Below are 25,281 nucleotides of genomic sequence, written 5' to 3' on the forward strand. Positions count from 1 at the left end.
TTACAGGTCCAATTTGAAATTCAGCCTCAGCGCGCGACCCGGCAACTCATTATCGTGGCGGTATTCAAAATACCTGGCATCCGCCAGATTTTGCGCTATCAGGGAGCATTCTGCCGATCTGCCGCCAACTTTGAATTGGTAATTGATCCTGCCGTCTACGCGCCGGTTGCCATCTATATAATAGCCACGGTTTTCAATAGGATTATAATCTGTGGCATTGAATTTGGTTTGCGCCACCTGGTAAGCAACCAGGCTGCCACTCCACTGATCGTTAGCTTTGTGGCTGAGCATCAGGCTATGGCTGTATTTGGGCAGGGAGTCGCTGTAGACCACGCCATTTACATTATTGCTCTTGACGCCACCACCAGACAGACCGTAGATGAGCCTGGTCTTGTCCGTCAGTTGCGCCTTCAATTGCAGTTCATAACCACGCATGACGGCTGTGCCTGCATTCAAGTTGCCATTGGCGGCCGAGCGTTTATTGCGTACATCAATCAACTGGCTATAGTCATCATAAAACAGGCGAAAATCCATATCGAGTTTGCCATATTTTCCTAGGTAACCCAGTTCCGTGGATTTGACTCTCTCGGTTTGCATCTCCGGCAAGCCGGGGTAAAGGTTTGCACTACGCCAGTAACTGTCATACACTTTTTCGTAGACAGAAGGCGAGCGCGTGGCGCGTGAATGGCTGAGACGCAAGGTGTGGCCAGGCTGGACATGCCAGTTGACGGCAAACCTGGGCGTGGTGTCAGTGCCGGTATAGGTATTGTTTTCTATCATGCCGCCGACATTGAAGATCAGGTCAGGGCGGGCGCGCCATTCCAGATTGCCAAAAAAACGTCGCAGATGATAAGGGAAGTCACCATACAAATACTGGTTGTCACCCACGCCGAGATAATATGGTGCATAAGTCTGGTCATAACGCACGCTGCCACCCCAAACCAGGCGGGCGTTCTGGAACGGTGAAAAAGTATGCTGCACTTCCAGGTCGTAGCGTCGCAATATGGCATCCCCGTCGCTGACACCATCTGAATCCTTCAGGCGCGCATACACTCTTTCTACCGTATGAAATGCTTGTACTGACAATTCACCACCGCCTTCAAGTGCCCGTCGCCAGTGCAGCATTTCAAAATGGTTTTCGGCCTGCCGACTGATGGCGGATACATTATTGTATTCACCCACTTCTCGTGGCCCGCCGTTATAGCCGAACTGGAATTCCATGGTGTCGGCAGAATTGACCTGGTAGTCTGCGCGCAGGTTCAGATTTTGTATGGTCTTGTTATCGTATTTATTCAAATTCCAAAAAGTGAAGACCGACGTGGGCCGCTTGATGCGGTCATCTTCGCCCTGGTCTTCCCTGAGACTGGCGGTCAACCGGTAGCTGAGTGCCCCTGTCTTGCCACCATAGCGAAAAATCGCTTCCTTGCGGCCATTGCCAAATGCCATGGAGAGTGTTTTGCCCTGGGTCTCGGCAGGGTGGCGGGTGATGATATTAATGACGCCTGAATAGGAGTTGGCCCCATAGCTGGCCGAGTCTGGCCCGCGTATGACCTCTATGCGTTCTATGTCATCCAGGACAATGGGCAGGTCACTCCAGTTGACGCCGCCAAACAGGCTGGCATACACCGACCTGCCATCTATCAGTACCTGCATGCGGTCAGACGTGGTCGTTGTGACCATGCCATGATAAGCCACCGTGCTGTCCGCAGAAAAATAAGGGTCGGCATGATAGGCCACATACATGCCCGGCACCAGGCGAAAGACTTCTGACAAATCCCAGGCACCGCTATCCTTGATCATTTGTCTGTCGATGATAGTCACTGCAACCGGGGTTTCATTAATAGGTTGTGATAGCCGTGATGCAGACAAGATGACAGGTATGTCATCCAGGAAAATGGATTCGTCGCCAGGCCTGGCTGTTGCCATCTGGTGCAAAAGAAAAAAAAGCAGGGCTGCGCAGCCTGAGCGTCTGGAGAGAAGCTTGGGTAAGCGTTTGCTATGACGAATGCCGCAGTAGTTTGTGCGGATAATGCGTTTTTTTTCTGCTAACAAGATGTGCCCCAGAACCAGAAAATGCATTGATTTAGAGTAACACAGCAGGGATATTCAAACATAGTTTAAATACAAAGACTTCAGCCTGGAGAGCAGTTTATGTCTTGCGCTTTGTTGTTTTTCTGATTCAATTTCAGTTGAGTAAAATTTATTTATAGCCATGTGTAATAGATGAATTAAGATGAATTAAAACAGATTTAATTGACTGGACGATGAATTCGTCATCAGAAAGTTAATGTTAATTTAATATAAATTGCCTATTTGAAAACTTCTTAAGGCAAAGCTTCTGCACATCTTGCTCAGCAGGTAGAATAGCGGGATGACTACAGAATTAATTACTTCCCCAGACGTGGCAACAGAAGTTGTCGCCAGCCAGCCCAGCCAGGCTTATGAGCCAAGTTTCGTCCACCTGCGTATCCATTCCGAATATTCGATTGTGGATGGCCTGGTGCGTATTGATGATGTCATTAAGGCAGCAGTAAAAGACAAACAGCCAGCAATGGCGATTACTGACCTGGCGAATTTGTTCGCCATGGTGAAATTTTATAAAGCCGCACGCGGCAAAGGCATGAAGCCCATCGCTGGTTGCGATGTCTGGGTCAGCAATGATGTTGACCGTGACAAACCATCCAGGTTGCTGTTGCTGGTCAAGAACAAGCTTGGCTATCTGCAGTTATGCGAATTGCTGGCACAGGCCTGGCTGACGAACCAGCATAAAGGCCGTGCAGAAATCCGCTATGAATGGTTGCAGAGTATTTTTGAAGCAGGCAAGGGCGGTGGCCTGATCGCCATCTCTGGCGCGCATTTTGGTGATGTCGGTGTTGCTATCGATAATGGCAATCTTGAGCTGGCAGAGCAAAACGCCAGGCGCTGGGCCAGCATTTTCCCCAATCATTTTTATATAGAAATACAAAGGGCTGGCCAGGCAAATATGGATAACCATGTGCGCGCTGCCGTGGCCCTGGCTGGCAGGCTCAAATTGCCTGTGGTGGCAACCCATCCTGTGCAATTCATCAGCAAGGACGATTACACTGCCCACGAAGCGCGCGTCTGTATTGCTGAAGGCGATATGCTGGCCAATGGCCGTCGCGTGCGCAGGTTCAATGAGCAACAATGCTTCAAGACCCAGGCTGAGATGGCAGAGCTGTTTGCCGACTTGCCATCAGCACTGCGCAATTCAGTTGAAATTGCCAAACGCTGTAACCTGATGCTGGAACTGGGTAAACCGAAGCTGCCAGATTTCCCTACGCCTGAGGGCATGACGATTAATGACTTTTTGGAGCATGAATCCCGGCGCGGTCTTGAGTTTCGTCTTAATCAAATTTTCCCGAATGAAGAAAAACGCGAGAAAGAGCGCGCTCGTTACGAGGCACGTTTGAAGTTTGAAACCGACACCATCATCAAGATGGGTTTTCCGGGTTACTTCCTTATCGTTGCTGACTTTATTCAGTGGGCAAAAAATAATGGCGTGCCAGTAGGGCCGGGCCGTGGTTCTGGCGCCGGTTCGCTCGTCGCATATTCACTGCTGATTACTGATCTTGACCCTTTGCAGTACAACCTGCTGTTCGAACGTTTCCTGAACCCAGAGCGGGTATCCATGCCCGACTTTGATATTGATTTTTGCCAGGAAGGTCGCGACAAGGTCATTCAATACGTGAAAGACCGTTACGGTAAAGAAGCGGTGTCACAGATTGCTACTTTTGGTACCATGGCTGCCAAGGGCGCGATACGCGACGTCGGCCGGGTGCTGGATTTTGGCTATATGTTTTGCGATGGTGTCTCCAAACTGATCCCCTTCAAACCGGGCAAGCAAGTCACGATTGCCGAGGCGATTGTTGAAGAACCCCTGCTGGCTGAGCGTCAGGAAAACGAAGAAGAAGTCAAAACCCTGCTCGACCTCGCGCAACAGGTAGAAGGTATCACCCGTAATATCGGTATGCATGCCGGTGGTGTATTGATTGCACCAGGCAAGCTCACAGATTTCTGCCCGCTCTACACCCAGGGTGGTGATTCTGGTGTGGTGTCGCAATACGACAAGGACGACGTTGAGGCTGTGGGCCTGGTCAAGTTCGACTTTTTGGGTTTGACCACGTTGACCATTCTTGACAGGGCAGTGCGCTATATCAAGATGATGGACCCGGCCATGGCTGATTTTGATCTGGCCAAATTGCCGCTGGATGACAGGCCATCTTATGAATTGCTGACCAAGGCCAAAACCGTGGCTGTGTTCCAGCTGGAAAGCCGCGGCATGCAAGGCATGTTGAAAGATGCGCGTCCTGACCGTTTTGAAGACATTATTGCGCTGGTGGCTTTGTACCGCCCGGGTCCTATGGATCTGATCCCGGACTTCTGCAAACGTAAACACGGTGAACGTTTCGATTATCCTGATCCACGTACCGAAGGTATTTTGTCTGAAACCTACGGCATCATGGTGTATCAGGAACAGGTTATGCAGATGGCGCAGGTAGTCGGTGGTTACTCACTCGGCGGTGCGGATTTGCTGCGCCGTGCCATGGGTAAAAAGAAAGCAGAAGAGATGGCCGAGCATCGCCAGATTTTCCGCGATGGTGCTGCCAAGGATGGTTTGCCGCAAGAAAAAGCCGACGAGATTTTCGATTTGATGGAAAAATTCGCGGGCTATGGTTTTAATAAATCCCATGCTGCTGCATATGCCTTGCTGTCTTATCACACCGCTTATCTGAAGGCGCATCACGCTGCTGCCTTCATGGCTGCCAATATGTCGCTGGCCATGGATGATACTGATAAGGTCAAGATTCTGGTCGAAGATGCGATCGATATCTGCAAGCTTAAAATGCTGCCGCCAGATATCAACCAGTCTGAATACCGTTTCATGCCAGTTGCCGAAGCCGGCAAAAAATCCAGCCAGATACGCTATGGCATGGGTGCTGTCAAAGGTTCTGGTCAGAATGCGATAGAAAGCATCATCACGGCCAGAAAAGAAGGCGGACCATTTAAGGATTTATTCGATTTTTGCAAACGCGTCGATAAACGCCAGGTAAATCGCCGTACTGTAGAGTCACTGATACGTGCCGGTGCCATGGATTGCCTTGGCAAAGACCGTGGCATCTTGCTGGCCACCGTTGATTTTGCACTGGAAGCAGCGGTGCAGGCAGAAGCCGCGGCAAACCAGGTCAGCCTGTTTGGCGACGACGACGATTTGATCGCGCCACCAGATTATCTGGATGTAGCCGTCTGGACAGACAAGAAACGTCTGACCGAAGAAAAACTGGCACTGGGCTTTTATCTGTCCGGCCATTTGTTTGATTCTTATGCGCCAGAAGTACGCCAGTTCATCAAGACTACCCTGGCCAAGCTGGAACCTTCCCGCGACTTGCGCCTGATCTGCGGCATCATCACCGGTGTGCGTACCCAGATGACACAGCGCGGCAAGCTGCTCATCGTCAGCCTGGATGACGGCACTGCCGTGGTCGAGGTGACGGTGTATAGCGAACTGATGGAAGAATTCAAATCCCTGTTCAAGGAAGATGAGTTTCTGGCCGTGCTTGGTAAAGTGTCGGAAGACAGGTTCTCTGGCGGCTTGCGTATCTCGGCTGAAAAAGTCATGGACATAGGACGTGCCCGCGTACAGTTCTCGCAAGGTTTGCGTCTGACCCTGACATCAACGGCAGACACCAAAAAGCTGCAGGAGATGTTGAAGCCACATTTGAATGCTGATGGTTGCCCGGTATTGATACGCTATCAAAACGCCAATGCCAGTGCTGAGCTGTATCTGTCTGACCAGTGGCGGGTGAACCCGGATGATGTCTTGCGGCAGAATCTGGGCGAATGGCTATCCATGAAAAACGTCAAAATTGAATACGCCTGATTCCATGGATACAGCAAGTGCACCGCCAGCAGTGAGCGCCCCCATACAAACCGAGGTACTCACTGGCTGGCGCCAAAACCTTCCACAGCAAATATTGACAGTCTTGCCGCTGACCCTGTTTTTTCCGGTAGGCCTCATGTACGGCGGGGTATTGCTGTTTTATATCAGCTTGCTGGTATCTGGCAGTTACCTGAAGCGCATACACAGGGTCAGGCATAGTCCCATGCTATTGCCGATATTGGGACTTAGCCTGGTGAGTATCGTATTGGCTGCCATGCAGGATGTGCCTGATGAAATACATAAAGAATTCTGGCCAGGCTTTTGGCATTACCAGACTTATTTATTTCTCTTGCCCTTCCTGAGCGTCACGGCTGGGCCATGGCAAAGACGTGCCATGCAGGTTTTTTTTGCTGGCGCCATCCTGGCATCGACCTTGTTTGTGGCGAATTTTCTGCATATTTTGCCTGCCAATACCCTGTTTCGCAGCTATGTGATTTATGAAGGCAATAAATCCATCTTGCTGGGTATACTGATGGCGGTGGCAGCAGCCTGGATGTTGCATGAATTGCGCAGACACAAAGATCATCTTTTATGGCGTGTGCTGGCCCTGGTGTATGTGGCGGCGGCCCTGATCTTGCTGGCTAAGACCAGGACGGCCAGCTTGCTGTTTTTTATCTTGTGTGCAGTGTTGATCTTGCGCAAGCTGGGTTGGTCATGGCGTACAGTGGCTTTGCCGCTGATCTTGCTGGCAGCACTGGGTGGCACCTGGAAATATGCCTTGAGTCTGCCACCCCCGGCGACTTGTGAAGTGCGCCTGGTGCAAGCCAGTCCATGGGAGATTTTCAAATTGCGTGGCCTGTGTACCGTCCATCAATTGCGCGATTTTTCCCAGGGCCGCAAAGTCAATGAAGATGGCATGCGTCTGGAAATCTACAAGATTACCAGTGACATCATTGCTGAAGAACCGTGGACCGGGCATGGTATCGCTACCTGGATGCATCTCTACCAGCAAGAAGCCAAAGGCCTCAGCAGTGCCACCATGACAACGCCGCACAATGACTATCTTTTATATCTGACTGAGTTGGGTGTAGTAGGTTTGCTGGCTTTGCTGGCAATCTGGGTTGCACAGTTCTGGACTGCTTTTCGCATGTCTGTACATGAAAACCTCAATACCAGGGAAATGGCCATGCCCCTGTTGATGCTGACTATCGCCATGATGCTGGGTGGCATGTTCAATGCGATATTGCGTGACGGCGTGTTTGGCATGGCTTTCATGATTTTGCTGGCAATACCGCTGGCGGGCGTACGCAAAAAAAATTAATCACGCCGCAGATAGATTATTTATGTGCAAGCCAGTTTGACAGGCTTGTGCCAAGACAGGATATGAATTTCATACTATGAGTTTGATCAATAAAGAAACCATTGATGTGTTCCGCCGCTTGTGGCTGGCCATCACACCTTACCGGTCAAGGGTATGGTGGGCCTTGCTGACTATGCTGGGTACTGCTTCGACCGAAGTCATGTTCCCCAAAGTGTTGCGCTATATCCTCGATCATGGTTTTCATGGCAATGCAAAAAACCTGGCCTTATGGATGGTGCCAACCGCCATCATCGGGATTTTTTTGTTGCGGGGTATCTGTACCTTTACCACCAGTTACCTCATGACCTGGATCTCCACCAGGCTGCTAAACCAGCTGCGTGCCAGGGTATTTGACCGCATCCTGAATGTGCCTATCAGTTTTTACCAGAGTGAATCCAGTGGTCGCATCATCAACACCATTATGTTTGAAGCCCAGCAAATCGTTGAGATGCTCAAGGTGTCTATGACGACGCTGTTTCGTGATTCATTGACCGTCGTCGTTTTGCTGGCCGCCTTATTGTGGAGTAACTGGAAGCTGACCATCATTGCCCTGGTCATGATGCCCGTCATGGCTTATCTGGTACGTGGCGTCAGCAAGCGCTTGCGCAAGCTTAACCAAAGCCAGCTTGATGTCAGTAATGAACTGACTCAGGTCATAGAAGAAGCAACCCGCGCCAGCCAGGTAATACGCATTTTCGGTGGTCAGAAATATGAGCAGGACAGGTTTGAAGCCAAGAACGAAAAATTGCGTGGCTATGCCATGCGCACGACGATTGCCGTGGCATCCACCACGCCACTGACACAACTGGCGGCAGCTATTGCAGTGGCTGTCGTCATCATGTTTGCAGTGTCACAGGCAGCACAGGACGCCACTACGGCAGGGACTTTTATAGAATTTGTCGCCCTCATGATGTTATTGCTGACACCCTTGAAACGTCTGGCTGACTTGAATGGACCCATGCAGCGCGGCATGGCCGCGGCAGAATCTGTGTTTTCCCTGATAGATACTGCGCCAGAAACTGATAGCGGCACAGCCTTGCCAGCCCGTGCGCAAGGCAAGCTGGAATTTGCACACACCAGCTTCTCTTATCCAGGACAAGAGCAGGAAGCCTTGAAAGACATCAACCTCAGCATTGCACCAGGCGAAACCATCGCCCTGGTCGGTATGTCTGGTGGTGGCAAGACTTCGCTGGTGAATCTGGTGCCACGTTTTTACACGCCAGATTCTGGCGACATCCTGCTTGATGGCATTTCCTTGCAAGACATTTCCCTGTCCAGTCTGCGCAAGCAAATCGCCATGGTCAGCCAGAATGTGGTCTTGTTTGATGACACCCTGGTGTCGAATATCGCCTATGGCGATTCCAATCCTGATCCCGCACGCGTGGCAGCAGCAGTGCAGGCCGCGCACCTCAGCGATGTCGTGCGCGATTTACCAGATGGTTTGAATACCATAATAGGTGACAATGGCATGCGCCTGTCAGGTGGCCAAAGACAACGCCTGGCGATTGCCCGCGCCATCTACAAAAATGCGCCTATCCTCATTCTGGATGAAGCGACTTCGGCCCTGGATAGTGAGTCTGAACGCGCCGTACAAGCTGCCTTGGATGAGCTGATGCTGGGTCGTACCACGCTCGTTATTGCCCATCGCTTATCCACCATTGAGCGCGCCAGTCGTATTGCCGTGCTGGTTGATGGCAAGATCATAGAGATGGGTACGCATGCAGAATTGCTTGATAATGGCGGCACTTATGCCAACCTGCATCGTTTGCAGTTTGCTGCTTGATTGATAAAGGAGAAGCCATGACTACCGCGATTTCCCGTTTCCCTGTTCCAGAAATAAATGACTTGCCTGAGGATATGCGCGAGAAGGTATTGGCGGTACAGGAAAAAGCCGGTTTTGTGCCGAATGTATTCCTGACGCTGGCGCACAGGCCAGATGAATTCCGTGCCTTCTTTGCCTATCATGATGCCCTGATGCTGAAAACCACAGGCAATCTGAGCAAGGCAGAACGAGAAATGATCGTCACTGCCACCAGCGCCAAGAATAATTGCCTGTATTGTGTGGTGGCCCATGGTGCTATTCTGCGCATCTATGCCAAAAATACTCTGGTGGCTGACCAGGTTGCCGTTAATCATTTGAAGGCGGATATCACACCACGTCAAAGCGCCATGCTGGATTTTGCCATCAAGGTTTGCCTGGATTCGCAAAGCGTCAATGAGACAGACTATGCCCTGTTGTATAGCCATGGTTTTGATGATGAAGATATCTGGGATATCGCAGCCATTACCGCATTCTTTGGATTATCGAATCGCATGGCAAATGTAATTTCCATGCGCCCGAATGATGAGTTCTTCCTCATGGGGCGCACGCCAAGATGAGTGTCGTTGTACAAAATCCAGCAAACCGCATCCTCGTCATTGCGCCTAACTGGATAGGCGATGCCGTCATGGCCCAGCCTTTGCTGCAGTTGCTGAAACGCGACCATCCACAAGCTGCGATCGATGTGCTGGCACCCGCCTGGGTAGCGCCGGTTTTGCGTGCCATGGTGGAAGTGGATACGGTGCTGGAAACTCCTTTCAAGCATGGTTCACTGCAATTGCGTGAGCGCTGGCGCTATGCAAAAATCTTGCGTCAACGTGGCTATGCAGCCGCTTATGTTTTACCGAATACCCTGAAATTTGCATTGCTGCCCTGGATGGCAGGTATCAAAAAGCGGATAGGTTACAAGGGCGAAAGCCGTTACGGCCTGATTAACGTCATGCACCATGACAGCAAGCCCGTGCCGCGCGCCATGGTGGCGTTTTATGCCGCACTGGCAGGTGCACCTGTAGCTGATCTTGCACAGAATTTTCCCAAGCCATGCTTGCAAATGACGACTGCACAGACAGGCATCGTCTTGCAGGAGATGGGTTTGTCGGCGCAGCAGCTCTTGATCTGCTTTGCTCCGGGTGCAGAATTTGGCAATGCCAAGCGCTGGCCTGTTGGTCACTTTGCAGAACTGGCAAAAACCATCCTGCAAGCGCATCCTGATGCACAAATTGTTTTGCTGGGCTCCCCCAAGGATATCGAAGTTTGCCAGCAAATTGAGGCAGCCTGTCCCGAAGTACATCAGTTTGCCGGTAAGACCAGACTGGATCAGGCGCTGGCACTGATCGCCGCCAGCAATGTCATGGTGTCAAATGACTCTGGTTTGTTGCACATTGCCTCGGCATTCAACCGGCCCGTCATCGCCATCTATGGTCCGACTGATCCCGATCATGCACCACCATTTTCTGATATCGCCCATTCATTGTCACTGCGCCTGGCGTGCGCGCCGTGCAAGCAAAGGGAATGTCCTTTGGGGCATCATGACTGCATGAACAGGCTCGATAGCCAGATGGTGTGGCAACCCATGCAGCACATACTCGCTGCTTAAACCGCAGCTGATTTATTTCTTCGGTATATTGACAGCCGGCAGTGAGCCATCTTGCTGCCCCTTCCTGATGGCTTTGTTGATTTGCTCTATGATGCCCTTGTCCTCGGATGCCAGGATCGCAAAGTGGATGTAATCCACGAACAGATAATGGTCTAGCACCTTGAAAGTCACCCCGGGTGGCATCGGGGTATCTGGTGCAATTTCAGGCATGGTCTTGTTGAGCATGGCCTCGACCTTGCGCGGGTCGGGATCGTGATGGCTGAACAGCATGACATCCGTGCGTTTGCTGAGTAATTTCTTCAGGCGTGAGGGCAGGGAATACACGTCATCTTCTATGACCAGCAATTCGGCTCTTGCCTTGTCAAATTCATCGCCATAGGTGGAGCCACGTATCATGCTGACAGTCTTGCCCTGCAGGTCAGCGATCCTGGAAAATGGAAAAACCTGGTCACTCCTGACCACCAGCCAGATAAATGTACCAAAAGCCGGTATGGAAAAATGCAGAGTAAGCGCACGTTCTTTGGTTTTTGATAGGCCAAAAGCCAGGCCTTCACCTTCATTCAGGTTTTGCAACAAGCGTGTCCAGGGATAGCGTCTGTATTCAAACTGCAATTGCAATTCTTTCTCTACATAGGCCACGCATTGCTGAAAGACAGGGTTAAAGGGAATTTGCGGGGTGTTGGTGGTATTTGACTCCACGATCAAAAAGACTTGTTTACGCAGTTCGGCTGCCCAGACAGAGGGTGAAAACAGCAAGGGAAGCGCACTCAGGAAATACCTGCGATGCTTGTCTAGCCTTTTTAATATCATCGCTTTGATCTTCCCCGCCGAGGGGCTTCCTGTTCCCTGTATTGGAAAATATTCTACTCCTTAAGATTCGTTGGCATATTTCAAACGCTCTTAATTAAGTATATTTTGCAAATGCATAGTTACCTGGAGCAACACAGCAGCCTTACTCGGCGACTATTCTGTCTTGAGATGTGCAGTGTTTGAAGCTGATATAGTCAAATATTGTTAATGTGTCAACTGCAAGCCATTGCCGTTCTTGCATAGCTAAATCTTATACGCGATGGAAATTTACTTTGCATTTAGTGGCTATATTTTTTATGATCTCGCGCTTGTATGTCTTTATAAATTATTGTTTATTTAAGAATAAAATCGGTTCGAAGTAAATCGAAGGGGAAAAATGTCATTACGTTCACGCATAATTGCTTTAGGGCTGATAATTGCTTTGATGGGCCTGCATGAAGGTGTTACTGGTTCTTGGGAAAATTATCAATTTAATTCTGACGGAAAAATAGCTCAGATCGAAGCACCCAAATACCGTCTTACAGAGCAAAGTTTTCAGGATGCGGACCTGACTTTTAAAACAGAGAGAGGGCAAATAATTACAGTCAGAAGGCATATTGACCTGTTGATGGCGCAACAATTAAACAAAAATGGGGTCGTGAAGATCAATTATCTGGTGAGTAATCCAGGCAAAACCAGGTGGCTATGGGAAAGCAGATCGCCTGGACAAGGCTTTATTCTTGCGGCGACTGGGATTTTAATAATGGTTTATTTGCGGCTAAGCAGTCGAAAAAAATAGCGGGCTACCTCCAATCACTCCGACTGAGGGAATTAGTTTTTTGCCTGTGGGTTTATTGACATTGATGATGCAGCTTTAAGTTTTGTAATTGAATTTATTCGCAGGAGAACAGATGTCTGAAGTAGTTCATGTAGCGTTGAACCGACTTGACGGTGGTATCCACTGGCCTGGCCGTTGTCCCGCATGTGGAGCAACCGGGCGCTTGAGTAATGTCAAGGCATATATCGTACGCAGTACCGGTTCATACAATGTGGTCTCGGTTTCTATAGGCGAGCAAGTGTCTTCTATCGATTTCCCCATGTGTGCGACGCATGCATCCAGTAATGAATGGGCGTTGACTTTACTCGAAGGCGGTGTCTTCATGACCGTGCTCAGGAGCCTGGTATATTTCTCGCTTTTTTTATCATGCTTTTTCCTGTACCAGAAATTGGCACATCACATGGTTCTTCTCGATGTGGCTAATTTTTTGGGAATTGGAAAAGTTGGGACTATCATTTTCTTTGTATTTGGCTGGCTGGGATATCTGACCGTGCTATGGGCAAAAAGAAATGCGAATGTTCGCCCTTTGAAGTTCAAAGAAAATGGCAAAGTTCTCGCCATCCGATTTTTGAACAGGCAGTATGCTGCAGATTTTAAACGCGCGAATCCCAGGGCGACTCAGAAATTGAGAAAACCACCTACAACATTTTTTGGTAATGCATGGTTCTGGATTGTTTTATGCATAGTGGCTGCTCCCGCTGCTTTGTTTTATCTGATGAAAGCTTGATGAACCCTGAGACGTCCAAACATCTTGATTCAGAATGTCCCCTGAGGTTTAGTCCGTCAATGGTCGTTTGGCCCATTCTGGCGCTTCACGCGGATCAGGTTTGTCACCGTTGAAACCAGCTAACACCTGCACAGCCTGGTCATCACGCTGCCAGTGCAATTTTCCATTGGCAGTAAATACCAGGCGCTTGTTTTGGTCGCGGCCTGACCATTCTGCGCCAGCGACTTCATTGCTGGATGACTGGTGTTCTCCTCCACCGTAGAAAACGTCCAGCCCATTTGGAATGTGGTCAGGGTGAGCTGGGGAACCAAACCCGGTAGCGAGAGAAATTACGCGGTTCGTGATGAAATAGCCTCCGCCACCCCAGGTACCACCCTCGGGCCATAGTCCTAGTGCGTGCAACCAGGGCAGGCGACTGACAGCTGTCCAGGATGATTTATAACTTGTGTAGCCACGTCGCTCCTGAAGTACGAAATAGAGTAACAGTCCTCCATCTGGCGACAGGTCACAGCGTTGAGGGTATAAGTGGGCACGCATTCAGGCACCGGGCTCAAAAGTATCTTTGCGAGTATCCCAGCGAATCACGTGAAACCAGTTGCTTGGTCCCCGTGCAAAGATTGCTGCTACATGTGCTTCCCTGGCAAAAATGACGAATAGTCTTGGACTGAGGGTGGTGTAGTCATTGATCTTACATGGATATGTCGCTTGACTTAAACAAGCGAAATTTCGCGCATTTCACCTGAATCTCTTCATGCTTGGACTGGGGCAAGTCTGGCATGAAGAGATACCCTAGCCTTATCCTGAGTATTTTCTCTCGTGCATCACATCAAGATAATATCGTACTGCTCCTGATGAAACACATTCTCCACTTGCAGTGAAATCGGTTTACCAATGAAATCGCCGAGCATGGCCAGGTGTTGGGATTCTTCTTCGAGGAACATGTCGACCACGACTTGTGAAGCCATGATGCGGAATTCTCTGGGGTTGAATTGCTTGGCTTCGCGCAGCAGTTCACGCAGGATTTCGTAGCAGATGGTGCGGGCGGTTTTGACCTGGCCTTTGCCGCTGCAGGCAGGGCAGGGTTCACACAGTACATGGGCGAGTGATTCACGCGTGCGTTTGCGGGTGACTTCTACCAGGCCGAGGGCTGAGAAGCCGGATACGGATAACTTGGTACGGTCGCGTGACAAAGCCTTGTTGAGTTCGGACAATACAGCAGTCTTGTGTTCTTCATTCTCCATGTCGATGATGTCGAGAATGATGATGCCACCAAGGTTACGCAGCCTTAACTGGCGGGCGATGGCGTGGGCTGCTTCTAGGTTGGTCTTGAAGATGGTGTCATCGAAATTGCGACCAGCGACAAAGCTGCCGGTATTGACGTCGATGGTGGTCATGGCCTCGGTCTGGTCGACGATAAGGTAACCGCCAGATTTGAGATCGACGCGGCGACCCAGGGCACGTTCTATTTCTTCTTCCACGCCATGCAAGTCAAACAGTGGACGTTCGCCTATATAGTGTTGCAGCTTGCCGAGTACCGACGGCATGTAATGCGTCGCGAACTCTTGCAGCATGATGTAATTTTCACGCGAGTCGACTTGTATGCTGTCGGTTTCTTCATTGACGAAATCGCGTAAGACGCGCTGTGCCAGATTAAGATCCTGGTACAGCAGGGTAGTCGGTGGCTGGGTCTTGGCCAGTTGCAGTATGGTGGACCAGGTACGGCGCAGGTAATCGACGTCGGCTTTGAGGTCTTCATCGGAGGCGTCTTCTGCCATGGTGCGGACGATGAAACCACCTTTTTCTTCTGGCTGCTGCAGGTTTTGTACTTTGGTGCGCAGGGCTTCGCGCTCTGCTTCATTCTCTATCTTTTGCGAGATGCCTATATGCGAATCTTGTGGCAGGTAGACAAGCATGCGGCCTGCGATGGAAACCTGGGTGGACAGGCGTGCACCCTTGGTGCCTATCGGGTCTTTGACAACTTGTACGGTGACGGATTGGCCATCGAACAGCAATTTTTCTATTGGTGTCAGCGGTGCATTGGTATTGCCATTGGCATCTTGCGAGCGGGCGTCCCAGATGTCGGCTACGTGCAAAAAGGCAGCGCGTTCCAGGCCTATGTCGATAAACGCAGACTGCATGCCAGGCAAGACGCGCACGACTTTGCCGAGGTAGATATTGCCGACCAGGCCGCGTGACAATGTACGTTCTATATGGAGTTCTTGTACCGCGCCCTGGAACATCAGGGCAACGCGGGTTTCTTGAGGGGTGATATTGATGAGGAGGTTTTCGCTCATAAGCTTCTCTGATACTTCAATTTAGGGAATAAAGATACCTGCCTGACGCAGCAGCTGGCAGGTTTCAAATAAAGGTAATCCCATGATGCCAGAATAACTCCCTTTGATGTGTGAAATAAAACGGGCGGCTGCGCCCTGTATGCCATAGCCACCGGCTTTGTCATAGGGTTCATTGCTATTGCAGTAGGCCACAATCTGCTGTTCATCCAGCTTTGCAAAACTGACTTCTGAACATTGGGTGACAGCGGCACTGCCCAGAGCAGAATGCACGGCAATGCTGGTCAGTACCATATGTGTCTGGCCCGCCAGCATGCTCAGCATTTGTATGGCTTCTTGCTTGTCGGCAGGTTTGCCGAGTATTTGCTTGCCAAGCACTACGGTGGTGTCGGCGGCGAGCACGGGGCGTGGCAGCATTTTACGCAGATGCATGATTTCCCATGCCTTGTCTGCTTTTTCCTGGGTGACGCGGCTGACATAGGCTTCTGGCGCTTCGCCGGGCAAAACGATCTCGGTCACATCCGGCCCGCGCGGTGCGGCATCGCGCAGCAGCAGGAGGTCAAACTCTATGCCTGCCTGGTGCAGCAATTCGCGACGTCTTGGACTTTTTGATGCCAGGTAGATTTTATTTTCTTTTAGCATGGCGGTCTCCTTGGTATGACTTATACCCGGTGATAAGGGTGGTTCTGGGTAATTGACCAGGCGCGATATAGCTGTTCAGCCAGTAGTACCCTGACCATGCCATGTGGCAGGGTCAGGCTGGAGATGCGTATCAGGGTATCGGCTTTGGCCTTGAATTCTGCATCGAGGCCATCGGCACCGCCGATGATGAAGACCACATCGCGGCCATCCTGCTGCCATTGAGTGAGGTTTTGCGACAGGGCGACGCTGGTCCAGTCCTTGCCACGTTCATCCAGGGCGACGATGCGGGCATTCTTGGGTATCACGGCTTCGATTTTGGTACGCTCCAGGGCCATGACGGTTTCGGCCGTTTTGCTGCCTGAGCGCTCTATCGGTTTGATTTCCTTGAGGATGACGCGGCATTCTGGCGGCATGCGTTTGGCATACTCCTGAAAGCCTGTTTCTATCCAGGAGGGCATTTTGTGGCCGACGGCGGCGATGATCAATTGCATGTTTTATTCTGCTTGCTGCAAATAGGGTCTTGAAACTGCGTCTCACTTAAACAAATGGCTGCACGAGGCAGCCATTTGGGATCGAGCTTTTACAGAATTATTCCTCTGTTGCTTTCTTACGTGCCGGAGCGCGTTTTGCTGGCGCTGCAGCAGCATTGGCCGTGCGTTTTTCTGCGGCTTGCTTGGCAGAAGCAACGGCAGTTTTAGTCGCTGCTACTTTGACACGGCCACCGGTTGGTATCTTGGCTGGTTTGGCAGCAGTAGTGCCATCAGCGGCTTTGCGGGCTGCCGGTTTGCGTGCTGGTTTGCCATCTGCATCGCCAGTAGTTTTGGTAACGCGTGGTTTGCGCGCTGGTTTCTTTTCATCGTCCAGCGTGGTCTGGATGGCCATCATGTCATGCGTGACTTCCAGCGGAGCAGCCTTGCCAGCCACTTTGCGGACGCGTTTAGGCTTGTCGTCTTCTTCTTCAACCTCGACCTTTTTAGCAGAAGTACGCTTGGCCGCGCCGAATTTGACAGGCTTGTCGCCCCACAGCTCTTCCAGGCGATAGTAAGCGCGGATGGCTGGTTGCATGATGTGGACGACGATATCACCCAGATCGACCAGTACCCATTCGCCAGTCGCTTCACCTTCCATACTGATGATAGTGCCGCCGTTTTCCTTGACTTTGTCGCGTACGGACGCGGCCAAAGCCTTGGTTTGACGGTTGGATGTACCAGAGGCGATACAAACGCGGTCAAACAGACTGGTCAGGTGGGTGGTTTCAAACAATTGTATGTCTTGTGCCTTGACGTCTTCCAGAGCGTCAATGACCAGAGTTTGCAGTTTTTTAATATCCATATTTTTATTGGTAGATAGTTTGTTGTTGTAGGTAGTCTAGCACCTTGTGCGGGACTAGCAATCTTGTTGTCGGGTTATGCTGTTTTAATTCAGTACGTAGTTGGGTCGCAGATACATCTTGCGCCAGATTTCTCTCCAGATAAGTGCCACCGGCTGGCCGTGTGCGCATTTCCAGGGCGCTGATGGCATTTTTCTTCCAGATGTCAGCAATGTCGGGGCTGCTGATATCGAGGCTGAAACCCGGGCGTGATGCAGCACATAAATGCGCTACTTCAAGCAAGGCCTGCCAATTGCGCCAGGTGTGCAAATTTTGCAACTGATCTGCACCCATGGCAAATACCAGTGATGCCTCATCGCCAACTTCTCTGCGTAGCTGGTGCAAGGTATCAATGGTGTAATTACTTTTACCCTGTTCTGCGCGGATGATTTCTTGCTCATCTATCCTGACAGGGCAGAGTTGCCAGTCTTCAAAAGCCAGCTTCAGCATGGCCAGTCTTTGTGTTGCTGTAGCTTGCAACTCATTCTTTTGCCATTGCTGGCCTACGGGAATGATGCGCAATTCATCCGGCTGAAATACCGCTGCCAGGCTATGCGCAAGGGCGACATGGCCCAGATGCACAGGGTCAAAGCTGCCACCCAGTACCAGGATACAAGGTGCTACCGCAGTGTCTATACCCATTCCCGGTGTACCAGAAAGTCTGTGGCCAGTGCTGCTTCCGGGCTGCCTGCCTCCGGTTTCCAGTCATAACGCCATTTGACGATGGGGGGCATGGACATCAGTATGGATTCTGTCCTGCCGCCAGACTGCAGGCCAAAATGCGTGCCGCGGTCAAATACCAGGTTGAATTCTACATAGCGGCCACGGCGATAAGCCTGGAAATCACGCTCACGCTCGCCATATTCCTGGTCTTTGCGACGTTCCAGGACAGGGCGATAAGCCGGAATAAAGGCATCGCCGACGCTGCGCATCATGGCAAAACTGCTGGCAAAATCCTGCTCATTGAAGTCATCAAAGAAGATACCACCTACGCCACGGGCTTCTTTACGGTGTTTCAGGTAAAAATACTCGTCACACCATTTCTTGAAGCGGGTATGCAAGTCTGCGCCATAAGGCTGGACCGCCATTTTACAGGTTTGGTGAAAATGCACCGCATCTTCAGTAAAACCGTAATACGGCGTCAAGTCCATGCCACCGCCAAACCACCAGACATCTTCCTGGCCTTCGGCGCGGGTGGTGAAAAAGCGCACATTCATGTGCACGGTAGGTGCATAGGGGTTACGCGGATGCAAGACCAGCGAGACACCCATGGCTTCCCACTGACGACCAGCCAGCTCAGGGCGGGCAGCAGCGGCGGATGGCGGCAGGTTTTTACCCATGACATGGGAGAAATTCACGCCGCCACGTTCAAATACCTTGCCTTCTTCTATCACGCGCGAGATACCGCCGCCGCCTTCCGGGCGTTCCCAGCTATCTGTAATAAAAGTATGGCCATCAACTTCTTCCAGAGCCGCGACTATACCAGCCTGCAAGCCCAGGAAGTAATTTTTAACCGCGAGTGTATCCGTCATTCTGCTGTCTATTCTAAAAAACACAAGGGGCTGGACTAGTCTTTGGACTATTCTCAACCCACTGTAAAAAGCCGATTGTACACATGGAATATGTGTACCTGGCCATTGCTAATGCTTGCGGTTCAGCGCACGCCAGCCTATGTCACGGCGGTATTGCATGCCGTCGAAATGGATTTTCTCCACCACGTCATAAGCATGTTTTTGTGCCAGCTTGACAGTATCGCCCAGGCCAACTACGCACAAGACACGGCCACCCGTCACATTCAAAGTTTTTTCATTCAAAGATGTACCGGCATGGAAGGTCACAGTTTCTGCTGTTTCTGCAGGGATGCCAGTGATTTTGTCACCTTTGCGTGGGGCATCAGGGTAGCCGGCGGCTGCCATGACGATACCCATGGCAGTACGCCTGTCCCATTCCAGTTCCACGGTGTCCAGTGTGCCATTGACAGCATGTTCAACAACATGCAGGAAATCTGTCTTGAGGCGCGCCATGATGGGCTGGGTTTCCGGGTCGCCCATGCGGCAATTGAATTCCAGAGTTTTTGGATTGCCCTGGTCATCAATCATCAGGCCAGCATACAAAAAGCCGGTAAATACGATGCCATCCTTGGCCATGCCTTGTACCGTAGGCACGATGATCTCGCGCATCACGCGTGCATGCAGTTGCGGCGTCACGATAGGGGCAGGGGAGTAGGCGCCCATGCCGCCTGTATTCGGGCCTTCGTCGTTGTCGAGCAGACGCTTGTGGTCCTGGCTGGTTGCCAGTGCCAGAATATTCTTGCCGTCCACCATAACGATGAAACTGGCTTCTTCGCCTGCCAAAAATTCTTCGATGACCACGCGCGCACCGGCATCACCCAGCTTATTGTCAGACAACATCATGTCGACTGCTGCATGTGCTTCTTCAGCCGTCATGGCAACGACTACGCCCTTGCCAGCTGCCAGGCCATCGGCCTTGATGACGATAGGTGCGCCTTTGGCATTGATGTACTCATGCGCAGGTGCCAGCTCAGAGAAAGTCTGGTATTCAGCCGTAGGAATAGCATGCCTGTGCATGAAAGCCTTGGCGAAATCCTTGGAACTTTCCAGTTGTGCGGCTTCCTTGGTCGGGCCAAAGATTTTCAGGCCACGGTCACGGAAAATATTGACGATGCCAGCAGCCAGCGGCACTTCAGGGCCGACCACGGTAATGCCTATGTTTTCTTGCTCGGCAAAGTCTGCCAAGGCTACCGGGTCTGTGATGTTGATGTTTTTCAGACGGCTGTCAGCAGCCGTACCACCATTGCCGGGGGCGACAAAAATAGTTTGTACGCGTTCAGATTGCGCCAGTTTCCAGGCGAGGGCATGTTCACGGCCACCAGAGCCGACTACGAGTAATTTCATCTTAATCTTCTATGATGGCGTTGGTGAATACTTCCTGTACATCGTCGAGGTTCTCGAGGGCATCCAGCAATTTTTGCATCTTGATGCCTTCGTCACCGGCAAATACAGTCTCAGTATTTGGCTTCATGACGACTTCGGCAACTTCTGCCTTGAAACCAGCTTTTTCCAGGCTGGCACGCAGGTCAGGCAGGCTGAATGGCGCGCACAACACTTCTATGCCGCCTTCTTCATCGGTGACGACATCGTCAGCACCGGCTTCCAGAGCAGCTTCCATCAGGGCATCTTCATTGGTGCCTGGGGCAAAGAGCATCTGGCCGCAATGCTGGAACAAAAAGGCCACCGAGCCCTCAGTGCCCATATTGCCACCGTATTTGCTGAAGGCATGGCGTACTTCTGCCACGGTACGCACGCGGTTGTCGGTCATGCAGTCAACCACGATGGCGGCACCGCCTATGCCATAACCTTCATAACGTACTTCTTCGTAATTTGCGCCTTCGAGTGTGCCCGCGCCGCGTTGTATCGCGCGCGTGACGTTTTCTTTAGGCATATTGGCGTCAGCCGCCTTGTCTACTGCCAGACGCAGGCGTGGATTGGCATTCACATCCTCACCACCCATGCGTGCTGCAACCGTGATCTCCTTGATCAGACGCGTCCATATCTTGCCGCGTTTGGCATCGGTTGCTGCTTTTTTATGCTTGATATTGGCCCATTTACTATGTCCTGCCATGATCGCTCTTTCCTGAATTGACAATAGCTCACCCTGAGGGCGGCAATTTTGCCTGGCTTGGTTTTATAATGAAGACCAGTATTTTACCATAGTGGCACCGACCGACTTCCCCAAATCACCTCCCAAAACTATGTCAAAACCTTTGTTGATCGCTAAAAACACCGAATTCGACTTGAATTTACTGTCAGACTGGGCCAATCGCCATGGTTGTATCACTGGAGCCACGGGTACCGGCAAGACCGTCACCCTGCAAACCCTGGCCCAGGCGTTTTCTGGAATTGGCGTGCCGGTGTTCATGGCAGACGTCAAAGGTGACCTGTCTGGCATGGCCAAAGCAGGTAGTGCCACCAGCAAGATGCAGCAAAGGCTGCAAGCCCTGCAACTCGATGAACCCAAATGGCAGGCTTGCCCGGTGACATTCTGGGATGTGTTTGGCAAGCAGGGGCATCCGGTACGCGCCACGGTATCTGACCTCGGCCCTTTGCTGCTCGGGCGCATGCTAAATCTGAATGATACCCAGGAAGGTGTCTTGCAGCTGGCTTTCAAGATCGCCGACGACCATGGCCTGCTGTTATTGGATACCAAGGATTTGCGCGCCATGCTGCAATACCTGGCTGAAAATGCCTCTGAATTCCAGACTGAATACGGCAATATCTCTGCCGCTAGTGTCGGTGCTATCCAGCGCTCGCTGCTGACTATCTCGGAGCAGGGAGGAGAGCAATTCTTTGGCGAACCCATGCTGAACCTGGATGACATGATGCAGACGGATGGTGATGGCCGCGGTTTTGTAAACATCCTGGCGGCAGATCAATTGCTGCAGTCACCACGCCTGTATTCCACCTTTTTGCTATGGATGCTGTCTGAATTGTATGAGCATCTGCCTGAAGTGGGTGATGTCGACCAACCCAAGATGGTGTTTTTCTTTGATGAAGCCCATTTGTTGTTTGATGAGGCTCCCAAGGTCTTGCTGCAAAAGATAGAGCAAGTGGTGCGTTTGATACGCTCTAAAGGTGTGGGCGTGTATTTCGTTACGCAAAACCCGTTGGATATTCCTGATACCGTGCTGGGGCAACTCGGTAACCGTGTCCAGCATGCCTTGCGCGCCTATACGCCCAGGGATCAAAAAGCAGTGCAGGCGGCGGCAGAAACTTTTCGCCCCAATCCCAAACTCGATACGGCGGCAGTCATCGCCGAGCTGGAGGTGGGTGAGGCCCTGATTTCCTTCCTGGATGATAAAGGTCGACCCAACATCGTGCAACGCGCATTGATTGTGCCGCCATCGTCGCAGATAGGGGCGATAACGGCAGATGAGCGTCAGCAAGTCATGCAGACCTCCATCGTTGCCGGTGTGTATGAAAAGCACATAGATCGTGAATCTGCGTATGAAAAACTGACTGGCCGGGTGGCAGCCCGTGCCGCTGATAAGGAAGATATTCCGCAACGAGACAACAAGCCCGAGCCAGCGGCCGCAGATGCCAATGGCTGGGGGAATGCGCCGTCAGCCCCATCGACGCCACCGTCCCCTTCAGCACAAACCAGGCCAGCATTCAGTTCAGCACATACAGCTCGGCCCGCACAGGCACAGGCAAGTGGTGGTGGCGTCGGTGATACATTGAAAAGTGTATTCGGCAACCTGCTCGGTGGAGGCGGTTTGCGACGTAAGGACAATGTGGTTGAGACCATGATCAAATCTACGGTCAGGACCATGGGTTCTACGGTAGGGCGCGAAATCATCCGCGGAGTATTAGGCTCTATCTTGAAGAAGTAAACCTGCTGGCACTAAAAGAAATCATGCCGGGGCAGAGGATCAGCAGAGCTTATCGGCTCTGCTGACCAACATAATTATTCCTGATCCTGGCTGCCGCTATTGGCCAGACGCCTGAAGATACTGTTCAGGGAGCTATCGCTTTGTTTGGGCGATACTTTTTTTGTCTGCCTTTGTGGCATATCCGTCATCGCACGTTGAGGGCGGAGTACTGGCTGATCTGCATATTGTAAGCGTGGCGTGTACATTTGGTTTCTCCTGCGATGTGGTTCATGAATTAAGTGTAATGAAATATCTATTGTTTAATAGTTACACAAAGTCAATTTTGGCAAGCAAATGTAAAATTCCGTGTGAAAAATTGTTAGTTCTTTTCCAAGGAGGAATTATTTGCTTTCTACCCGGCAATTTATGTGTGAAATTATGGATTTTGGCCGTGTAACACTTTGGCTCTCTTTTAAAGATTTATGCTTACAGAACAATCGAAATTGCTCGCTCGCCGCCATTACCTGTCAGGCCTGGCCATCGCCCTGGCAGGTGCCATTCTTTTTTCTACCAAGGCTATCGTTGCCAAGCTGATTTACCGCTATAACGTTGACGCAGTGACCTTGATCTGTTTTCGCATGGCATTTTCCCTGCCCATTTTTGCTGCAATTGCTGTCTGGCAAATGCATAAGGCGGGTAGCCTGAGCAAGGCAGATCGCTGGCGACTGGTGGCTTTGGGCCTGGTTGGTTATTACCTGTCATCCTTCCTGGATTTTTTGGGCTTGCAATATATCAGCGCGGGTCTGGAGCGCCTGATCCTGTTCCTGACACCTTCCTTTGTCTTGCTGATATCTGCCTTCTTTTTGAAACGCGCCGTCAGTAAGCTGGAATGGGCAGCTTTGCTGGTGTCCTACCTCGGCATCGTGCTGGTGTTTTTCCACGACCTTAAATTGGGTGGCGAGTATGTGTTGCTGGGTTCTGCGCTGGTGCTGGGCGCCGCGATTTCGTATGCCATTTATTTGATACAGTCGGGTCAACTGGTGCAAAGACTGGGTTCCTTGAGGCTGGTGTCATATGCAATGTGTGTTTCCAGTGCCGCCTGCATAGGCCAGTTTTTTATTTTGCGTCCTGCCAGCATGCTGGTGCAGCCGCTTGCTGTATATTCATTGTCTATAGTAAATGCCATCATGTGTACCGTATTGCCAGTGTTCATGACCATGATCGCCGTCAAGCGCATAGGTGCAGCGACAGCTTCGCAGGCCGGCATGATAGGCCCGGTATCGACCTTGTTCCTGGGCGCTTACTTCATTGGTGAACCCATCACGGGCTGGCAGCTGGCTGGGACAGTATTGGTCATGGGCGGCATGTATTTGCTGTCCAGGAAAAAAAGCTAAACACAGAAAACTTATTCAGGAGGGGTAAATGGTCAAGGCAATCCGCATACAGCAAACCGGTGGTCCGGAAGTCATGGAATATGTCGATGTAGAGCTGGGTACCCCCGGCCCGGGTGAGGTGCTGGTAATTCAAAAGGCTTGCGGCCTGAATTTTATTGATGTGTATTTCCGTACCGGCTTATACCCACAAGCACTGCCTGGTGGTCTGGGCATGGAGGGTGCGGGCATTGTAGAGGCCATAGGGCCGGATGTGAAATATGTGCAGGTTGGTGACAGAGTCGCTTATGCAGGGAGGCCAACCGGTGCCTATGCTGAGGCCCGTATCATGCCTGCGGATAATCTGGTGCGGCTGCCGGACAGCATCAGTTTTGAGATTGCTGCCGCCATGATGTTGCAAGGCTTGACGGTGCAATACCTGTTTCACCGGACTTTCCCCTTGCAGGGAGGTGAAACCATTCTTTTTCATGCCGCTGCCGGTGGAGTTGGCCTGATTGCCTGTCAATGGGCACGTGCCATAGGCGTCACAATGATAGGTACGGTAGGCTCGGATGAAAAGGGTGAGTTGGCCAAAGCCCATGGCTGTGCCCATGTCATCAACTACAACACGGAAAATTTTGTTCAGCGAGTGCGTGAAATTACAGATGGAAAAGGAGTGCCGGTCGTTTATGATTCCATCGGCAAGGATACTTTCTTCCCTTCTCTGGATTGCCTGTCTCCTTTGGGTATGATGGTCAGTTTTGGCAATGCATCTGGCCCGGCCCCTGCGTTTAGTCTGGGAGAGCTTGCTTCTCGCGGTTCTTTATTCATTACCCGCCCCAGTTTGATGAGTTATGCCGCCAAGCGTGATGATCTTGAGCAAATGGCTGCGCACTTATTTTCCATGGTAGAGAGCGGCAAAGTTAAAATAGACATACGCCAGCGCTATCCTTTAAGTGAGGTCGCGCAAGCCCACCGTGAGCTGGAAGCCAGAAAAACGACAGGTTCCAGTATATTGATTCCTTGAAGCAAGAATATATGACACAAGTAACACCACCATCAAAAAAAGAAGTAGAGCAAGAGAATGGCAGCCCCAAGTTTGGACGCTTGCTTATTGTCCTTATTTTTGCAGTCATGCTCATCGTTGCCATTACACTGGGCTCCGAGGCTTACTATACTAATTAAGCAGCT

General features: G+C 51.1%; 23 protein-coding genes. 11 read left to right on the top strand and 12 right to left on the bottom strand.

The window, feature by feature from the left end; genetic code table 11:
• Positions 1-2,052, bottom strand: a complete 2,052-nt coding sequence (locus ACO0LF_RS00670) for a TonB-dependent receptor plug domain-containing protein (protein WP_423010981.1) — start codon at positions 2,050-2,052, stop codon at positions 1-3.
• A gap of 319 nt (positions 2,053-2,371) precedes the next feature.
• On the opposite strand from ACO0LF_RS00670, the gene dnaE reads away from it, so the two are divergent.
• The 5 genes from dnaE to waaF all read left to right on the top strand — a co-directional run bounded on the left by dnaE (position 2,372) and on the right by waaF (position 10,675).
• Complete coding sequence (gene dnaE, locus ACO0LF_RS00675; protein ID WP_423010983.1) at positions 2,372-5,899, top strand: DNA polymerase III subunit alpha; 3,528 nt, start codon at positions 2,372-2,374, stop codon at positions 5,897-5,899.
• A 4-nt stretch (positions 5,900-5,903) separates the two neighbouring features.
• Complete coding sequence (locus ACO0LF_RS00680; protein ID WP_423010985.1) at positions 5,904-7,220, top strand: O-antigen ligase family protein; 1,317 nt, start codon at positions 5,904-5,906, stop codon at positions 7,218-7,220.
• A 76-nt stretch (positions 7,221-7,296) separates the two neighbouring features.
• Complete coding sequence (msbA, locus tag ACO0LF_RS00685) at positions 7,297-9,042, top strand: lipid A export permease/ATP-binding protein MsbA (protein WP_423010987.1); 1,746 nt, start codon at positions 7,297-7,299, stop codon at positions 9,040-9,042.
• A gap of 17 nt (positions 9,043-9,059) precedes the next feature.
• Positions 9,060-9,638: a peroxidase-related enzyme gene (locus tag ACO0LF_RS00690; RefSeq protein ID WP_423010989.1), complete on the top strand. Its 579-nt coding sequence runs from the start codon at positions 9,060-9,062 to the stop codon at positions 9,636-9,638.
• Positions 9,635-10,675, top strand: a complete 1,041-nt coding sequence (gene waaF, locus ACO0LF_RS00695; protein ID WP_423010991.1) for a lipopolysaccharide heptosyltransferase II — start codon at positions 9,635-9,637, stop codon at positions 10,673-10,675. The genes ACO0LF_RS00690 and waaF overlap by 4 nt, the downstream gene beginning before the upstream one ends.
• A 12-nt stretch (positions 10,676-10,687) precedes the next feature.
• Here waaF and ACO0LF_RS00700 read toward each other — a convergent pair whose 3' ends face one another.
• Entirely contained in the window at positions 10,688-11,485 is a 798-nt protein-coding gene (locus ACO0LF_RS00700; protein ID WP_423010993.1) for a substrate-binding periplasmic protein, read from the bottom strand.
• A 376-nt stretch (positions 11,486-11,861) separates the two neighbouring features.
• Between ACO0LF_RS00700 and ACO0LF_RS00705 the strand changes: the two genes are divergently transcribed.
• Positions 11,862-12,263 carry a hypothetical protein gene (locus tag ACO0LF_RS00705; protein ID WP_423010995.1) on the top strand — a complete coding sequence of 134 codons (402 nt, stop codon included), beginning with the start codon at positions 11,862-11,864 and terminating at the stop codon, positions 12,261-12,263.
• Between the two features lie 112 nt (positions 12,264-12,375).
• The gene (locus tag ACO0LF_RS00710) at positions 12,376-13,029 is read left to right on the top strand and encodes a hypothetical protein (RefSeq protein ID WP_423010997.1); all 654 of its coding nucleotides are present in this window, start codon (positions 12,376-12,378) and stop codon (positions 13,027-13,029) included.
• A gap of 48 nt (positions 13,030-13,077) precedes the next feature.
• On the opposite strand, the gene ACO0LF_RS00715 is transcribed toward ACO0LF_RS00710, so the two are convergent.
• The 9 genes from ACO0LF_RS00715 to ACO0LF_RS00755 all read right to left on the bottom strand — a co-directional run bounded on the left by ACO0LF_RS00715 (position 13,078) and on the right by ACO0LF_RS00755 (position 20,973).
• Positions 13,078-13,566, bottom strand: a complete 489-nt coding sequence (locus tag ACO0LF_RS00715) for a hypothetical protein (protein WP_423010999.1) — start codon at positions 13,564-13,566, stop codon at positions 13,078-13,080.
• A 284-nt stretch (positions 13,567-13,850) separates the two neighbouring features.
• A complete protein-coding gene (rng, locus tag ACO0LF_RS00720; RefSeq protein WP_423000407.1) occupies positions 13,851-15,323 on the bottom strand; it encodes a ribonuclease G in 1,473 nt (490 codons plus the stop codon).
• A 21-nt stretch (positions 15,324-15,344) separates the two neighbouring features.
• On the bottom strand, positions 15,345-15,962 hold the full coding sequence (locus tag ACO0LF_RS00725) for a Maf family protein (RefSeq protein WP_423011001.1): 618 nt from the start codon (positions 15,960-15,962) through the stop codon (positions 15,345-15,347).
• 20 nt (positions 15,963-15,982) lie between these two features.
• Positions 15,983-16,453 carry a 23S rRNA (pseudouridine(1915)-N(3))-methyltransferase RlmH gene (gene rlmH, locus ACO0LF_RS00730; RefSeq protein WP_423011003.1) on the bottom strand — a complete coding sequence of 157 codons (471 nt, stop codon included), beginning with the start codon at positions 16,451-16,453 and terminating at the stop codon, positions 15,983-15,985.
• Positions 16,454-16,550: 97 nt separating this feature from the next.
• A complete protein-coding gene (gene rsfS, locus ACO0LF_RS00735; RefSeq protein WP_423011005.1) occupies positions 16,551-17,294 on the bottom strand; it encodes a ribosome silencing factor in 744 nt (247 codons plus the stop codon).
• 4 nt (positions 17,295-17,298) lie between these two features.
• Positions 17,299-17,973, bottom strand: coding sequence for a nicotinate (nicotinamide) nucleotide adenylyltransferase (gene nadD, locus ACO0LF_RS00740; RefSeq protein ID WP_423011007.1), 675 nt, complete (start codon positions 17,971-17,973; stop codon positions 17,299-17,301).
• Positions 17,964-18,863, bottom strand: a complete 900-nt coding sequence (hemF, locus tag ACO0LF_RS00745; RefSeq protein WP_423011009.1) for an oxygen-dependent coproporphyrinogen oxidase — start codon at positions 18,861-18,863, stop codon at positions 17,964-17,966. The genes nadD and hemF overlap by 10 nt, the downstream gene beginning before the upstream one ends.
• A 108-nt stretch (positions 18,864-18,971) precedes the next feature.
• A complete protein-coding gene (gene purD, locus ACO0LF_RS00750; RefSeq protein ID WP_423011011.1) occupies positions 18,972-20,246 on the bottom strand; it encodes a phosphoribosylamine--glycine ligase in 1,275 nt (424 codons plus the stop codon).
• 1 nt (position 20,247) lies between these two features.
• Entirely contained in the window at positions 20,248-20,973 is a 726-nt protein-coding gene (locus ACO0LF_RS00755) for a YebC/PmpR family DNA-binding transcriptional regulator (protein ID WP_423011013.1), read from the bottom strand.
• Between the two features lie 130 nt (positions 20,974-21,103).
• Between ACO0LF_RS00755 and ACO0LF_RS00760 the strand changes: the two genes are divergently transcribed.
• Positions 21,104-22,741 carry a helicase HerA-like C-terminal domain-containing protein gene (locus tag ACO0LF_RS00760; protein ID WP_423011015.1) on the top strand — a complete coding sequence of 546 codons (1,638 nt, stop codon included), beginning with the start codon at positions 21,104-21,106 and terminating at the stop codon, positions 22,739-22,741.
• A 74-nt stretch (positions 22,742-22,815) separates the two neighbouring features.
• On the opposite strand, the gene ACO0LF_RS00765 is transcribed toward ACO0LF_RS00760, so the two are convergent.
• Positions 22,816-22,986, bottom strand: coding sequence for a hypothetical protein (locus ACO0LF_RS00765; protein WP_423011017.1), 171 nt, complete (start codon positions 22,984-22,986; stop codon positions 22,816-22,818).
• A gap of 216 nt (positions 22,987-23,202) precedes the next feature.
• Between ACO0LF_RS00765 and ACO0LF_RS00770 the strand changes: the two genes are divergently transcribed.
• Genes ACO0LF_RS00770 through ACO0LF_RS00780 form a run of 3 tightly spaced genes read left to right on the top strand, consistent with a single transcriptional unit; the run spans position 23,203 to position 25,275 of the window.
• Positions 23,203-24,114, top strand: a complete 912-nt coding sequence (locus ACO0LF_RS00770; protein ID WP_423011019.1) for a DMT family transporter — start codon at positions 23,203-23,205, stop codon at positions 24,112-24,114.
• Between the two features lie 28 nt (positions 24,115-24,142).
• Positions 24,143-25,117: a quinone oxidoreductase family protein gene (locus tag ACO0LF_RS00775; RefSeq protein ID WP_423011021.1), complete on the top strand. Its 975-nt coding sequence runs from the start codon at positions 24,143-24,145 to the stop codon at positions 25,115-25,117.
• A gap of 11 nt (positions 25,118-25,128) precedes the next feature.
• A complete protein-coding gene (locus ACO0LF_RS00780; RefSeq protein ID WP_423011023.1) occupies positions 25,129-25,275 on the top strand; it encodes a hypothetical protein in 147 nt (48 codons plus the stop codon).
• Positions 25,276-25,281 lie beyond the last annotated feature (6 nt).

The organism is Undibacterium sp. Di27W (assembly GCF_049340345.1).
Lineage (GTDB): Bacteria > Pseudomonadota > Gammaproteobacteria > Burkholderiales > Burkholderiaceae_D > Undibacterium.

Bases quoted from the DNA above. Each gene is read 5' to 3' on its own strand.
- dnaE (WP_423010983.1), top strand. From the start codon at position 2,372: ATGACTACAGAATTAATTACTTCCCCAGACGTGGCAACAGAAGTTGTC.
- ACO0LF_RS00680 (WP_423010985.1), top strand. From the start codon at position 5,904: ATGGATACAGCAAGTGCACCGCCAGCAGTGAGCGCCCCCATACAAACC.
- msbA (WP_423010987.1), top strand. From the start codon at position 7,297: ATGAGTTTGATCAATAAAGAAACCATTGATGTGTTCCGCCGCTTGTGG.
- ACO0LF_RS00690 (WP_423010989.1), top strand. From the start codon at position 9,060: ATGACTACCGCGATTTCCCGTTTCCCTGTTCCAGAAATAAATGACTTG.
- waaF (WP_423010991.1), top strand. From the start codon at position 9,635: ATGAGTGTCGTTGTACAAAATCCAGCAAACCGCATCCTCGTCATTGCG.
- ACO0LF_RS00700 (WP_423010993.1), bottom strand. From the start codon at position 11,485: ATGATATTAAAAAGGCTAGACAAGCATCGCAGGTATTTCCTGAGTGCG.
- ACO0LF_RS00705 (WP_423010995.1), top strand. From the start codon at position 11,862: ATGTCATTACGTTCACGCATAATTGCTTTAGGGCTGATAATTGCTTTG.
- ACO0LF_RS00710 (WP_423010997.1), top strand. From the start codon at position 12,376: ATGTCTGAAGTAGTTCATGTAGCGTTGAACCGACTTGACGGTGGTATC.
- ACO0LF_RS00715 (WP_423010999.1), bottom strand. From the start codon at position 13,566: ATGCGTGCCCACTTATACCCTCAACGCTGTGACCTGTCGCCAGATGGA.
- rng (WP_423000407.1), bottom strand. From the start codon at position 15,323: ATGAGCGAAAACCTCCTCATCAATATCACCCCTCAAGAAACCCGCGTT.
- ACO0LF_RS00725 (WP_423011001.1), bottom strand. From the start codon at position 15,962: ATGCTAAAAGAAAATAAAATCTACCTGGCATCAAAAAGTCCAAGACGT.
- rlmH (WP_423011003.1), bottom strand. From the start codon at position 16,453: ATGCAATTGATCATCGCCGCCGTCGGCCACAAAATGCCCTCCTGGATA.
- rsfS (WP_423011005.1), bottom strand. From the start codon at position 17,294: ATGGATATTAAAAAACTGCAAACTCTGGTCATTGACGCTCTGGAAGAC.
- nadD (WP_423011007.1), bottom strand. From the start codon at position 17,973: ATGGGTATAGACACTGCGGTAGCACCTTGTATCCTGGTACTGGGTGGC.
- hemF (WP_423011009.1), bottom strand. From the start codon at position 18,863: ATGACGGATACACTCGCGGTTAAAAATTACTTCCTGGGCTTGCAGGCT.
- purD (WP_423011011.1), bottom strand. From the start codon at position 20,246: ATGAAATTACTCGTAGTCGGCTCTGGTGGCCGTGAACATGCCCTCGCC.
- ACO0LF_RS00755 (WP_423011013.1), bottom strand. From the start codon at position 20,973: ATGGCAGGACATAGTAAATGGGCCAATATCAAGCATAAAAAAGCAGCA.
- ACO0LF_RS00760 (WP_423011015.1), top strand. From the start codon at position 21,104: ATGTCAAAACCTTTGTTGATCGCTAAAAACACCGAATTCGACTTGAAT.
- ACO0LF_RS00765 (WP_423011017.1), bottom strand. From the start codon at position 22,986: ATGTACACGCCACGCTTACAATATGCAGATCAGCCAGTACTCCGCCCT.
- ACO0LF_RS00770 (WP_423011019.1), top strand. From the start codon at position 23,203: ATGCTTACAGAACAATCGAAATTGCTCGCTCGCCGCCATTACCTGTCA.
- ACO0LF_RS00775 (WP_423011021.1), top strand. From the start codon at position 24,143: ATGGTCAAGGCAATCCGCATACAGCAAACCGGTGGTCCGGAAGTCATG.
- ACO0LF_RS00780 (WP_423011023.1), top strand. From the start codon at position 25,129: ATGACACAAGTAACACCACCATCAAAAAAAGAAGTAGAGCAAGAGAAT.